The organism is Corynebacterium sp. HMSC078H07, assembly GCF_001812805.1.
Taxonomy (GTDB): Bacteria; Actinomycetota; Actinomycetes; order Mycobacteriales; family Mycobacteriaceae; genus Corynebacterium.
In genome coordinates, this window is sequence record NZ_KV810465.1 from 14,990 (window position 1) to 27,686 (window position 12,697).

The window sequence follows — 12,697 nt, forward strand, 5'->3', positions numbered from 1 at the left end:
ATGGGTCCCATTAGTTTGGTGCCTTTATTCTGGTCTCTTTGCTCAGTAAAGGGACCATCTATCTGGCGAAAAGCCGCCTTAAATGGTCCCTTTGCACAGATAAGGGACCAAAGTAGAGGGACCAAACTAGAAGGGCCGTCTATGGGTGAGCGGAAAGCTGGGTCAGGCGCGCAAACGGGCGGAGCTGCGCAAGGTGATTTAGGTGCGGAGGGGGCGGGTGGAGCCGTCGAGAAGCAGGCAGCAGTAGCTGGTGAAGGCGGCGTCGGCGGCGGGCAGGTTGCCCACGGCGACTTCGAGGTCGCGGCCGCGTGGGGTAGTGCGGGCAACGTCGTTGCCGGAGGCATCGCGGATGCGGCGCTCGCGGCGGAAAGGGTTGGTGCGCTCGAGGGTGTACTCGCGGCCCTCGCAGACTGCGCGCAGGGAGCTCACGGTAAAACCCGCTTGCTCGGCTGAGAAGGAGGGCCCGCGCACGGCGAAGCGGCGCGCGCCCGGGGTGTGCTCGAAGGTGATAGCAGGCTGGCCTGGCATGAGCAGACCCGTCGGCGTCACGCGGGCAACGGTCTCGCCTTCCTCGTTCACCAGCGCCCCTTCGCGCCACACCCAGCGCTGCATTAGATCAGCACCGTGATGATAGCGACGATGGATAACAGCACCAGCGTTGCGATGATGGGAATCGCGGTGCGCTGCGTGCGGGCTTCCAAGATGACGCGCGTAAACCAGCTCAAACCTGCGACTTCCCAGTCGTCGAGATCCCCGGAGTCAGAGCTGTTCTCCCCCTCAAATTCGAGGATGGCTTTGCGCACGCCGGAGTTCTTGGAAGAGAATTGGGCCACCTTGGTGCCCGAGCTGTCCTCCACAATCCAGTCCCCGCCGGCCTCGTTGATGAAGGCGAAGGTACGGCCGTCCAGGGAGGCCTCCAGGCGCTTGTCGCGCTTGACATTGCCGGCGAGGCGGTAGACGCGGTCATCCTCCAAGGTGATGGAGGCGCCTAAATCGTCGAGGGCCAAGCGCCAGTGGTCGCCTTCCACTTCGGCCGAACGTTCCTGGAACATGCCCAGCGATTCTGGCCCGTCCTCCACGAGGAGGACGGGGTTCTTGCTATCGCTGCGGTCCCAGCTGGTGTAGTGCATTAGCAGCCAACCAGGCGGGCAGCCAGGTATGCCTCAAGCTCGTCGAGCTTGACGCGCTCCTGCTCCATGGAGTCACGCTCACGCACGGTGACCGCGTTGTCCTCGAGGGTGTCGAAGTCATAGGTCACGCAGAACGGCGTGCCGATTTCGTCCTGGCGGCGGTAGCGGCGGCCAATAGCACCAGAAACATCGAACTCAACGTTCCAGTTCGCGCGCAGCTTGTTGGCCAGCTCGCGAGCCGGGGTCGCCAGCTCTTCCTTCTTCGACAGCGGCAGCACGGCTACCTTGACCGGAGCCAGGCGGCGGTCCAGGCGCAGGACCACGCGCTTATCGGTGCCGCCCTTAGCGTTCGGAGCTTCCTCTTCGTCGTAGGCATCGATGAGGAAGGCCATCATGGCACGGCCCAGGCCGGCAGCCGGCTCGATGACGTACGGGGTCCAGCGCTCGCCGGCCTCCTGGTCAAAGTAGGACAGATCCTCGCCGGAGCCCTTCGCATGCACGGACAGGTCGTAGTCCGTACGGTTGGCCACGCCTTCCAGCTCGCCCCACTTGGAGCCCTTGAAGTTGTAGGCGTACTCCACGTCGACGGTGCGCTTGGAGTAGTGCGAGAGCTTCTCCTGCGGGTGCTCGTAGAGGCGCAGGTTCTCTTCCTTAATGCCCAGGTCGATGTACCAGTTGAAGCGATCATCGATCCAGTACTGGTGCCATTCTTCGTCCTCGCCCGGCTTGACGAAGAACTCCATCTCCATCTGCTCGAACTCGCGGGTGCGGAAGATGAAGTTACCCGGGGTGATCTCGTTGCGGAAAGACTTACCAATATTCGCGATACCAAACGGCGGCTTCATACGCGCCGAGGTCATTACGTTCTTGAAGTTGACGAAGATGCCCTGCGCGGTCTCCGGGCGCAGGTAGTGCAGGCCCTGCTCATCGTCGACCGGCCCCAGGAAGGTCTTAAGCAGGCCAGAGAAGGCCTTCGGCTCCGTCCAGTCGCCCGGCTGGCCGGTCTCCGGATCGTTGATATCCGCAAGGCCATTTTCCGGCTCGTGGCCGTGCTTTTCCTCGTAAGCCTCAATGAGGTGGTCAGCGCGGTAGCGCTTACCGGTGTGCTTGGATTCCACCAGCGGGTCGGTGAAGACCTCGACGTGGCCGGAGGACACCCAGACCTGGCGCGGCTGGATGACGGAGGTGTCCACACCGACGACGTCATCGCGGGACTGCACCATGTGGCGCCACCACTGTCGCTTGATGTTTTCCTTCAGCTCGACACCCAGCGGGCCGTAGTCCCACGCAGAGCGGGAACCGCCATAAATTTCACCTGCCTGGTAGACCAAGCCGCGGCGCTTACACAGGCTGACGACAGTATCAATGACGGATGCCATGGTTAGTGGGACTCCTCTGGTAGGGGACAGTCTTTTTCAATGCGGACTAGTCTAGCGTGCACGTGCACGCTCCGCGCCGTCACCCCACAAGTGTGGTGTATTTTATACACATTTTCGCATCCTTCGGCTATAGTATGTATATCTCTACCTCTATAGAAACGATCGAAAGTGAACGGCGTGAATACCACTCCTGAAGCCCCTCTCTCCTTTGATATCGATGCCGCCACAACGGTCATCAGTGCTTTAGATTCACCTTTGCGTATCGATATCATTCAGCGCCTAGCTGAACGTGATCACTATGTGCACGAGCTCGTTGCCGCTACGGGCAAGTCACAGCCGCTTATTAGCCAGCACCTGCGCGTTCTCAAGCGCGCGAACATTGTGGACAGCGAGCGCTCGGGGCGCGAGGTGCGCTACTCGTTGGCAGCCCCTAAGGTCTTGCCGCTGCTTGCCGACGCTGCCCTGGCCACCACCTAATACCCTTACTGAAAGTGTATTGATAAGCTGAGCACCATGGCCATCCACGACAGCATCCCGAAGCTCGGCGCGCGCAACACTCGTCAGCGCACCGCCGTGGTCGAGGTCCTTCGGAAGCTCGACAAGTTCGCGTCCGCTAAGGACATTCACCAGGCGCTTATCGACGACAACCAGAAGGTCGGCCTCACCACCGTCTACCGCACGCTGCAATCACTCTCTGAGATCGATGCGGTCGATGCGCTCCATATGCCTTCTGGTGAGACGCTATACCGCCATTGCGACACCGATGCTCATCACCACCATTTGGTGTGCACCAAGTGCGGCCGCACCGAGGAAATCGACGGTGGCCCCATCGAGCAGTGGGCTTCCTCGGTAGCCAAGAAGCATGGATTCGAGCTCACCGGGCACGATGCCGAAGTCTTCGGCATTTGCGCCGACTGCTCCAAAGCTTCCTAAGCGCGCCCGCTCCACACAGAGACCTTTTCACCTCAGCCTGCGCCCTAACATTGTGGCGCAGGCTGAGGTTTTTCTTTGCCTTTTACCTGCGGCAACGCCACTTCCTCCAGCAAATACCGTTAAGCACCCTTTACAGTAAAGGTTGCTTGACATATGGTATCCGTAAAGCACGCTTTACAGTCATTGTTGACAGGAGGAACACCATGACCACCACTCGCTTTGGCCGCCCCAAGTTTGGCGGTACCCAAACCACACTCATCGTCCTATCCCTAGCCGTGGGGCTTCTCATCGCCGCGGCCGCCGGCGCTGCCTTTGGAGCCTTCGTACACCGCGAAGCACCGTGGCTCGCCATTGCGGTGTACACCTTGTGTCTCCTGCCCGTTGCCTCTGTAGCTAGCTGGGCTTTCATGGTGGACCGTTCCACCATTCGGGGTGCTACCCCGGCCCCAGAGAATTCCATCGAGTCTCACTGGTATGCGCAGGCTTCCGAAAACACACTGCATGCCATGCTTTTTGCCATCGGTGGTCTGGGCATCATCTCGTCCATCTGGGACTTCAGCGTTTCGGGCACTCTGCTCACCATCATTCTGGGCGCCTTCGTTACTGGCACCTTTGGCATGAGCTATCTAGCCCACAAGCAGGCGGCGAGCTAAACCGTGGATAACCGCCTCAAAGAGATACGCGAACAACGCGGGCTCTCACAACAAGGCCTCGCCACCGAACTGGGAGTCTCGCGCCAAACCATCATCAGCATTGAAAAGGGGCGCTACGATCCATCGCTGCCCCTCGCGTTTCAGATTGCGCGCCACTTTTCCTGCCGCATCGAGGACATCTTTATCCCAGATGCCTAGGTGCCCTAAGAACCCGCGGGCTAATTGACCCCGCCGAAGCGGCGGTCACGCCGCGCGTACTCTTCCACCGCGGCAAAGAGGTCTTCCGGAGTGAAATCTGGGAAGAGCTTGTCTTGATAAATCATCTCCGCATAGGCCGACTGCCACAGCAGGAAGTTAGACGTGCGCTTCTCACCGGAAGGACGCAGGAACAAATCCACATCCGGCATATCGGGGTCATACATCACCGAGTTCACCGTCTTCTCGTTAATGGAGCGCGGGTCGAGCTCGCCGCGGGAGACCTGCTCGGCGAGGGTACGGATGCCGTCGACAAGCTCGGCGCGGCCTCCATAATTCACGCACATCACCAGGGTCATTGTGGTGTTGTCTTTAGTGAGCTCCTCGGCGGCCTCGAGCTCCTTGATAACCGAGCGCCACAGACGCGGGCGACGGCCTGCCCACACCACGCGCACTCCCCTCTCGTTGAGCCAGTGGCGCTGGCGGCGCAGCACGTCGCGGTTAAAGCCCATGAGGAAGCGGACCTCCTCGGCGCTGCGGCGCCAGTTCTCCGTGGAGAAGGCATAGGCCGAGAGATAGGGAATGCCGAGGGCGAGGCAGGCATCGACGACGTCGAGAAGCACTGCTTCTCCCCTACGGTGGCCCTCGGTGCGCTTCATGCCGCGCTCCTCTGCCCAGCGGCCATTGCCGTCCATGACCAGCGCGATGTGGCGCGGCAGGAACTCCTGCGGGATAGCGGGCGGGTGGAGGACTCGGTTCGGGTCAGGCGTAATCACGTTCTACAGTCTACTGCTCCATGATCCCCAACGCGCCAACGCTTCGCTCAAGGTTCCATTGCAGGTGGGCGCGGGTCAGGCGGTGGGCTTCCTGCACCTGGCCATGGGTAGGCTGGCTGGGGTGGCCGTGAGCGATAAGCCACATGTGGTGCAGGGTTTCCGGGTCCACCTCGGCGGCTCCCGGCGGGCGGCATTGGTGGCAGGCAGCCCCGCCTACGGCTGGGTGGAAAGCATGGTGGGGGCCTGGCCTTTGGCACTGCGCGCAATCGAAAAGGCTGGGCGCCCAGCCGGCGTGGGACATGGCTTTGAGGAGGAAGGCGTCGAGAAGCACGAGCGGATCGCCGTGCTGGAGTTGGTTGAGTACGTCAACGCAGGCTTCGTAGAGGTAAGGGTCCCCGGGGGCGTCGGCGACAGCGAGGCGCTCGGCGGATTCGAGGGCGGCGCAGGCGGCGGTGTAGCGCTCGTAATCCTCGATGATGCGCGCACCGAAGTAATCCACCGTGTCTGCCTGCGCGATGGTGTACAGGTTGCGGCCTGGGTACAGCTGCACGTCGAGGTTGACGAAGAGCTGCAGGCGCGAGCCAAAGCGAGACTTCGCGCGGCGCACGCCTTTAGCCACGCCGCGCACGAGGCCGTGATTGCGGGTGAGCAGCACGATGATGCGGTCCGCCTCCCCGAAATCATAAGTGCGGATGACGAGGGCGCGGTCGCGGAAATTCTCGCGCATCTAGAAGCCCAGGCGGCCCAGCGCCTTCGGGTCCGACTGCCAGTTCTTCAGCACCTTAATGCGCAGGTCAAGGTAAACGTTCTGGCCGAGGAGCTGGATGATTTCCTTGCGGGCAGTGCCGACGATGCGGCGGAAGCGGCGGCCGTCCTTGCCTTCAATGATGCGCTTTTGTCCGGGGCGCTCGAGGTAGAGCACGGCGTGGACGTTGAGGACGTCGGGACGTTCCTGATCAGGCAGCATCTCATCGACTTCCACGGCCACGGAGTGCGGGAGCTCGTGTTTCAGGCCAGCCAGGGCTGCCTCGCGGATGAGCTCAGCGATGCGCTCGGCCTGGTCCTCGTCGGTGACGTGGTCATCCGGGTAAAACTTCGGGCCTTCCGGCAGGTGGTCGACGATGACCTGCGTCAACTCCTCCAGCTGCACGCGCTCGGTAGCGGAGATGGGAATGACGACGGCGTCGGGGTTGTCCTCGCTGAGCAGTGCATGTAGTGCGAGCAGCTGCGCGCCGACTTGGTCTTTAGAGGCTTTGTCCAGCTTGGTCACGATACCGATGATGGGAGTCTTCGGCGCGACCTTGCGCACGTTCTCCAGAATCCAGCGGTCACCGGGGCCAATCTTTTCATCCGCGGGAATGGTTAGACCGATGACGTCAACGTCCGCGTAGGTGTCTTTGACTACTTCGTTGAGGCGCTCGCCCAGCAAGGTGCGCGGGCGGTGCAGACCAGGCGTATCGACGACAACAATCTGCGCATCTTCGCGGTGCACGAGTCCGCGGATGGGGTGGCGGGTGGTTTCGGGCTGGTCGGCGGTAATAGCGATCTTCTCGCCCACCAGCGCGTTGGTGAGCGTGGACTTGCCGGTGTTGGGGCGGCCCACGAAGGACACGAAGCCAGAGCGGAAGCCCTCTGGCGTGTTGGTGTACTGCGAATAGTCCGCGGCGGTGGCCTCGCCTTCTTCAGGCAGGTCCGCGAAGGCGGCGTCGAAATCGGTGCTCATATTGTTTTTCATCATAGCTCACGATTTCTGAATTCCCGCTCCCGCTGCGTGCAGGACAGAAGGTCCTTTTCGTTTGGTCCCCCTACTCTGGTCTCTTCTCTGTACAAAGGGACCACCTGTTGGCTGTTTTCGCGCGATAGGTGGTCCCTTTACGGTGCACAGGGACCGTACTAAAGGGACCATCTGCCAAAGGGGGCGGGAAAGAGGAGGGACCATCTGCCAAAGGGGGCGGCGAAGAGCCTAGAGCTCCTCGACGTGGAACTGCAGGCGCGGGTTGGCAAAGACGTCCTGGGACTCAATGAGCCGCAGCTCTCGGGCGTCGGCCTCGTAGGTGGTGTGCAGCAAGTCGTACACCGAGGAGGCAGTGCGCTTGAGTGCTTCCTTCGCATCGTGGGTTTCCACGTAGTGGCCGGTGAACAGCGCCGCGGTGACATCGCCCGAGCCATTGCGCTTAAAAGGCAGCTTCGGGGTGGCCACGAGGTAGACGCGCTCACCATCGACGGCGAGCATCTCAATCTCGTCCTCGTCGGTTTCAGGGCGCTGCACCGAGGTGACCAGCACGGTCTTCGGACCGATGTCCTGGGCCTTCTTCACCGCGGCGAGGGTTTCCTCGAGGGTGTTCACGGAAGAGTCAGTAAGGTAGCCCAGCTCAAACTGGTTCGGGGTGATGATGTCAGCGACCGGTACGACCTTATCGCGCAGCAGCGGCGGGATTTCATCAGAGACGAAGCAGCCGGACTTGGCATTGCCCATGACCGGGTCGCAGGCATAGAGGGCCTTCGGGTTCACAGCCTTGATGCGGTTGACGGCATCCACGATGGCACCGGCGATATCCGGTCCGCCCTGGTAGCCAGAGAGGATTGCGTCGATGCGCGGGAAGGCGCCGCGCTTTTCAATACCGTCCACGATGGCGGTGACATCACTGGCCGGAATCATCGGCCCGCCCCAATCACCGTAGCCGGTGTGGTTGGAGAAGTTCACCGTGTGAATGGGCCACACTTCGTGGCCAGCACGCTGAAGCGGGAAGACTGCGGCGGAGTTGCCAACGTGACCGTAGGCAACATGGGACTGGATGGAGAGGATGCTCATAACCCTCCATTGTGCTATGCCCCGGAAAGCACCTCAACGTTGGGCCGGGTTTAGATTCCGCCGCCGGGAACTTCCTTGTCCAGCTCGGCGCGCTCGGCAGCATCCGGGAAGGCCTTGGGGCCAGAGGGCTTGGGCTGGTAGCTCACGCCGCGAGAGTCGAGGTCCTCGTACCAGTCGGCGAGCAGCTCGTTCTGCAGCCCGAACATTTCCTTTTCCTCCGCTGCGGTGGTGTGGTCATAGCCCAGCAGGTGCAGGCAGCCATGGACGGTAAGCAAAGCCAGCTCGTGGCCTAGGGAGTGGCCAGCGGCGTTGGCCTGGCGCTGGGCGAACTCGGGGCAGAGCACAATATCGCCCAACATGGCGGGGCCAGCCTCGGGCGCATCGGGGCGCCCGCCGGTTGCGCCCGGGGTGAGCTCGTCCATGGGGAAGCTCATTACGTCGGTGGGGCCTTCGAGGTCCATCCAGCGCACGTGCAGGTCCGCAATGGTCTGCAGGTCCACGGCCGTAATGGTGCACTCAGCATCCGGGTTCACGTCAAGGCGGCCGAGGGCATAAGAGCAGACGTCGATGAGCATCTCCTCGTTGACACCATCAAAGCCGGACTCATTGATGAATTCAATGCTCATTTCTTCTCCTCCTGTTCAGCAAATTTATCGTAAGCGTCCACGATACGGCCCACCAGCTGATGGCGCACCACATCGGCAGAGCCCAGCTCCGCAAAGTGAATATCCGGCACGCCCTTCAAAATGCGACGCACCAGGCGCAGGCCGGAGACCTGGCCGCCAGGCAAATCCACCTGGGAGATATCGCCGGTCACCACGATGGTGGAACCAAAGCCCAGACGGGTCAAGAACATCTTCATCTGCGCAGGTGTGGTGTTTTGGGCCTCGTCGAGGATGACGAATGCGTCATTCAGCGTGCGGCCACGCATATAGGCCAAGGGAGCGACCTCGATGATTCCGGCTTCCATGAGCTTCGGAATCATCTCGGGGTCAATCATGTCCCGCAGGGCGTCGTACAGCGGGCGCAGATAGGGATCGATCTTGTCGTTGAGGGTGCCAGGCAAAAAGCCCAGCTTCTCCCCCGCCTCCACCGCGGGGCGGGTCAAAATAATGCGGCTGACCTGCTTGGCACGCAGGGCCTGCACCGCCTTGGCCACCGCCAAGTAGGTCTTACCGGTACCGGCAGGCCCGATACCAAAGACGATGGTGTTCTCATCAATGGCCTGCACGTAGCGCGATTGCCCCAACGTCTTTGGCCGCACCGACTTGCCGCGGCGGGAGACAATGTCCGCCGCAAGGGCCTCAGAGACAGATTCGGGGGCATCGACTGCGACGAGGTCGAGCGTGTGCTTGACCGTGTCTGTGCTGACCGGGTGGCCGCGGCGAGCAATCGCTTCGAGCTCTTCCAAAACCTTGCGCGCGCGGGCCACGTCATAGTCGGGACCGGCGGCAGTCACAGTGGTGCCGCGGGCAAAAAGATCTACGCCGACAAGGTTGCCCAGAACGCGCAGATTTTCGTCCGCCGGGCCCAGCACGGTGGCCAGGTAGGCGGAATCGAGATCAAACTTGGTGGTGATAATAGGCACGCCCAAAAGGCTACCAGCGCGAGGTCAGCGTGCCGATGCTAGCCAACGCCACCATGCTTGCCGACGCCGTCCTCAACACCTCCGGCCCCAGTTTGATCGCCGTGGCACCGGCTGCGGTGAGCTGGGCGAGTTCCTCCTCGCCGATTCCTCCCTCGGGCCCCACGAGCAGGTAGATCGTCTCAGAAGTGTCGAGGTCATCCAGGTCTTTGAGGCGCAGAGTGGCGTCCTCGTGGAGCACCAGTGCACCCGTGCCTGAAATCTCCTCGCACAGCTGGCGGGTAGTCATGGGTCCGCGCACGGCCGGGATGCGAGTACGGCGCGATTGCTTTGCCGCTGCCACGGCTGCCGATTCCCACTTACCCAGCGCCTTCGGGGACTTCTTCGCATCCCACTTGGACACGCAGCGATCTGCCTGCCAGGCGATAATCTCATCCGCGCCGGCCTGCGTAGCCAGGTCGACGGCAAGCTCGGCGCGCTCCGATTTGGGGATGGCCTGGACCACGATGACGCGTGGAGATGGTTCGGGGGAGGTCGTGATGTCGTCGACAAGCGCGGCGAGGGTGTCTTTGCCCTGCACGTCGGTGATGGTGGCGGTGATGCGGAGCCCGGACCCATCGATCAGGACCAGGTGCTCCCCTGGTCCCATGCGCTTGACGGTCACCGCGTGGCGGCCCTCCGCGCCATCGAGGCCCACGGGCTGGCCGACCTTCGCGAGGGAGAGGTCCGGGTGCAGGAAGACAGGCAAAGACATTAGCGGCGGAACTTGTCTCGGAGTCGGGTAAAGAGGGACTCGCCTTGGTTGTCACCGGCGCGGTGCACCTCCGTGCCGCTGTGACCAGCGGCGCGAACCTTTTCGAGGGCCTCGCGGGTCTTCTTGTCCAGGTCGGTCGGGATAACGACGTCCACGTGGGCATGGAGGTTGCCATAACCATCCGTGCGCAGGCGCGGCATGCCCTTGCCTTGGAGGGTGATGGACTCGCCCGGCTGGGTGCCCGGCGCGATGTCGAGGGTAAGCTCTTCGCCGTCGAGCTGCTCGACGGTACAGGACGCGCCGAGGGCGGCATCCACCATGGGCACGCGAACGGTCAGGTGCAGGTCATCGGCGTTGCGCTCGAAGACCGGGTGCGGTTCGGTGTGGACCTCGACGTAGAGATCGCCGGCGGGGCCGCCGCCGTGACCGACTTCGCCCTGAGACGCCATGCGGATGCGCATGCCATCGCCGATACCCGCCGGGATGGTCACGGTGATATCGCGGCGCTTGCGCACGCGACCATCGCCGCCGCAGTGGCCGCAGGGATCGGTAACGACCTCACCAAAGCCGTAGCACTTCGGGCAATCGCGGGTAGTCATCATGTTGCCCAGCATGCTGCGCTGGACCTCCTGGACCTGGCCCATGCCGCCACAGTGATCACAGGTGACCGGCTTCGCCTTGGACTCGGAACCGGTGCCCTCACAGCGGTCACAGAGCACGGCGGTATCGACCTTAACCTGCTGCTTGACGCCGCTGTAGGCCTCTTCGAGGGTAATCGTGGTGCGCAGCAGGGCATCATCGCCCGGCTGGACGCGGGAACGCGGACCGCGGGAAGCCGCACCGCCGCCGAAGAACTCAGCAAAGAGGTCACCCAAACCGCCTCCGCCAAAGCCGCCGAAACCACCGCCGCCCTGCGCGGCGCGGTCCTCCATGGGGTCTCCGCCCATGTCGACTACCTGGCGCTTCTGCGGATCCAGAAGAACCTCCTGGGCAAGGGAGGCCTCGCGGAACTTCTCCGCGGCCTCGTCATCACCCGGGTTCACGTCCGGGTGGTACTTGCGCGCCAGCTTGCGATAGGCCTTCTTAATCTCGGCATCAGAGGCCGACTTATCTACACCAAGAATGCCGTAGTAGTCACGAGCCACGTACTGTCATCCTTCTATATCTCGTTGATGCTAAATCTAATCCGACCGGCTAGCTTACTCGCCCGCCAAGATTTCACTCACATAGCGTGCAACGGCAGACACCTTGGAGATTGTTCCCGAATAGTCCATATACGTTGGCCCCACCACACCAAGCCCGCCGAGTGCCGCTGCCTCCGAGCCAGTGCCGAAGCCATAGTGCGTGGCCACCACGGAGGTTTGGCGCAGCTCATCGGCTTCGTTTTCCTCACCGATGGAGACCGAGACATTGCCCAGGTCCGGCACGCGCGCTAGCAATTTCAGCACGACGACCTGCTCCTCGAGGGCCTCGATGATGGAGGGCAAGCCATCCGGAAGCGCGACGCGCGTGAGGTTCGACGTGCCGGCCAAAATGAGGCGGTCGGAGGGCTGCTCGACGAGGGTCTCAATGAGCGTCGTGGCGGCTTTGAGGACGTGGGGGCGGATGTCGGTTGGGGAGTCGTCGACAAGCGCGGCGAGTTCTACCGAGGCTTCCGTGAGAGTCTTGCCCTCCAGGGTGGTGTTGAGGATATCGCGCAGGCGGTGGGTCTGCTCGGGGTCTATCACGTCATCGAGCTCGACATTGCGCTGATCGACGCGCCCATTGTCCGTAATAAGCACCAACAGCAGGCGCACTGGTGAGAGTGCCACAACCTCGCAGTGTTTGACGCGCGAAACCTTGAGGTTCGGCAGCTGCACGACGGCTGCCTGCTTGGTCACCTGGGCCAGCAGTTGTACCGAGCGGCGCAACACGTCCTCCAAATCCACGCCGCCTTCGAGGAAGGTGAGCATGGCGCGGCGCTCAGCTGTGGAGAGCGGTTTGACGTCGTGGAGCGTGTCGACGAATTGGCGGTAGCCCTTCTGCGTGGGCACGCGCCCGGAGCTGGCGTGTTCCTGGGCGATGAGCCCCTCGGCCTCGAGCACGGCCATGTCATTTCGGATCGTCGCCGAGGACACGCCCAGCTGGTAGCGCTCGAGCAGGGCCTTGGAGCCGACGGGCGATTGCGAGGCGATGTAGTCCGCGACGATGGCGCGCAGGACCTCTTGGCGGCGGGCATCGGTGGAGCTAGACATGTCTCTAAGGCTATCCGTTCTGGCGAGCGATAGTGAGATCTGGTGACAATCTGCCTAGGTGCGCTGGCAGCCCGTCACCACTTCCAGGTGGTTCCATAATGTGCTTCTAGAAGGGTTCATCATGCGCTTCCAGATAGCTCGAGTTCTGATACTCCCTACGGATGGTCCCTTTAGTCTGGTCTCTTATCGGTGCAAAGAGACCATCTACGGGCGCGATTCCTGCGATAGATGGTCCCTTTTCGCTGT

The 12,697-nt window shown here is 62.2% G+C and carries 16 protein-coding genes; 4 read left to right on the forward strand and 12 right to left on the reverse strand.

The features are described 5' to 3' along the window. Nucleotides 1–198 precede the first annotated feature (198 nt). From HMPREF2875_RS04365 to HMPREF2875_RS04375, 3 genes are read right to left on the reverse strand one after another with little or no spacing between them, the layout of a single operon-like run. Nucleotides 199–612 carry a hypothetical protein gene (locus tag HMPREF2875_RS04365; protein WP_070670661.1) on the reverse strand — a complete coding sequence of 138 codons (414 nt, stop codon included), beginning with the start codon at nt 610–612 and terminating at the stop codon, nt 199–201. Next, complete coding sequence (locus HMPREF2875_RS04370) at nt 612–1,130, reverse strand: hypothetical protein (protein ID WP_070670663.1); 519 nt, start codon at nt 1,128–1,130, stop codon at nt 612–614. The genes HMPREF2875_RS04365 and HMPREF2875_RS04370 overlap by 1 nt, the downstream gene beginning before the upstream one ends. Beyond that, on the reverse strand, nt 1,130–2,509 hold the full coding sequence (locus tag HMPREF2875_RS04375) for a glycine--tRNA ligase (RefSeq protein ID WP_070670665.1): 1,380 nt from the start codon (nt 2,507–2,509) through the stop codon (nt 1,130–1,132). The genes HMPREF2875_RS04370 and HMPREF2875_RS04375 overlap by 1 nt, the downstream gene beginning before the upstream one ends. Nucleotides 2,510–2,686: 177 nt before the next feature. Here HMPREF2875_RS04375 and HMPREF2875_RS04380 point away from each other — a divergent pair, with 177 nt between their 5' ends. From HMPREF2875_RS04380 to HMPREF2875_RS04395, 4 genes are all read left to right on the forward strand, one after another. After that, entirely contained in the window at nt 2,687–2,986 is a 300-nt protein-coding gene (locus tag HMPREF2875_RS04380; protein ID WP_039676462.1) for an ArsR/SmtB family transcription factor, read from the forward strand. 36 nt (nt 2,987–3,022) lie between these two features. Continuing rightward, the gene (locus tag HMPREF2875_RS04385; protein ID WP_070670667.1) at nt 3,023–3,442 is read left to right on the forward strand and encodes a Fur family transcriptional regulator; all 420 of its coding nucleotides are present in this window, start codon (nt 3,023–3,025) and stop codon (nt 3,440–3,442) included. Nucleotides 3,443–3,645: 203 nt separating this feature from the next. After that, complete coding sequence (locus tag HMPREF2875_RS04390; RefSeq protein ID WP_070670669.1) at nt 3,646–4,095, forward strand: hypothetical protein; 450 nt, start codon at nt 3,646–3,648, stop codon at nt 4,093–4,095. Between the two features lie 3 nt (nt 4,096–4,098). Continuing rightward, nucleotides 4,099–4,293, forward strand: coding sequence for a helix-turn-helix transcriptional regulator (locus HMPREF2875_RS04395; protein ID WP_039676346.1), 195 nt, complete (start codon nt 4,099–4,101; stop codon nt 4,291–4,293). Nucleotides 4,294–4,313: 20 nt separating this feature from the next. On the opposite strand, the gene HMPREF2875_RS04400 is transcribed toward HMPREF2875_RS04395, so the two are convergent. The 9 genes from HMPREF2875_RS04400 to hrcA all read right to left on the reverse strand — a co-directional run bounded on the left by HMPREF2875_RS04400 (nt 4,314) and on the right by hrcA (nt 12,451). Continuing rightward, entirely contained in the window at nt 4,314–5,066 is a 753-nt protein-coding gene (locus tag HMPREF2875_RS04400; protein WP_070670671.1) for an isoprenyl transferase, read from the reverse strand. Nucleotides 5,067–5,076: 10 nt separating this feature from the next. After that, entirely contained in the window at nt 5,077–5,793 is a 717-nt protein-coding gene (recO, locus tag HMPREF2875_RS04405) for a DNA repair protein RecO (protein WP_070670673.1), read from the reverse strand. Further along, nucleotides 5,794–6,789, reverse strand: a complete 996-nt coding sequence (era, locus tag HMPREF2875_RS04410) for a GTPase Era (protein WP_371327552.1) — start codon at nt 6,787–6,789, stop codon at nt 5,794–5,796. It abuts the gene before it with no gap. Nucleotides 6,790–7,029: 240 nt separating this feature from the next. Continuing rightward, nucleotides 7,030–7,878 carry a pyridoxal kinase PdxY gene (pdxY, locus tag HMPREF2875_RS04415; RefSeq protein ID WP_070670675.1) on the reverse strand — a complete coding sequence of 283 codons (849 nt, stop codon included), beginning with the start codon at nt 7,876–7,878 and terminating at the stop codon, nt 7,030–7,032. Between the two features lie 50 nt (nt 7,879–7,928). Then, entirely contained in the window at nt 7,929–8,504 is a 576-nt protein-coding gene (ybeY, locus tag HMPREF2875_RS04420; protein ID WP_039676349.1) for an rRNA maturation RNase YbeY, read from the reverse strand. Then, complete coding sequence (locus HMPREF2875_RS04425; protein WP_070670677.1) at nt 8,501–9,466, reverse strand: PhoH family protein; 966 nt, start codon at nt 9,464–9,466, stop codon at nt 8,501–8,503. The genes ybeY and HMPREF2875_RS04425 overlap by 4 nt, the downstream gene beginning before the upstream one ends. 10 nt (nt 9,467–9,476) lie before the next feature. Further along, entirely contained in the window at nt 9,477–10,217 is a 741-nt protein-coding gene (locus HMPREF2875_RS04430; RefSeq protein ID WP_070670679.1) for a 16S rRNA (uracil(1498)-N(3))-methyltransferase, read from the reverse strand. Beyond that, nucleotides 10,217–11,362 (reverse strand): molecular chaperone DnaJ, encoded by a 1,146-nt coding sequence (dnaJ, locus tag HMPREF2875_RS04435; RefSeq protein ID WP_070670681.1) that lies wholly within the window; start codon nt 11,360–11,362, stop codon nt 10,217–10,219. The genes HMPREF2875_RS04430 and dnaJ overlap by 1 nt, the downstream gene beginning before the upstream one ends. A gap of 54 nt (nt 11,363–11,416) precedes the next feature. Then, complete coding sequence (gene hrcA / locus HMPREF2875_RS04440; RefSeq protein ID WP_070670683.1) at nt 11,417–12,451, reverse strand: heat-inducible transcriptional repressor HrcA; 1,035 nt, start codon at nt 12,449–12,451, stop codon at nt 11,417–11,419. Nucleotides 12,452–12,697: the final 246 nt, after the last annotated feature.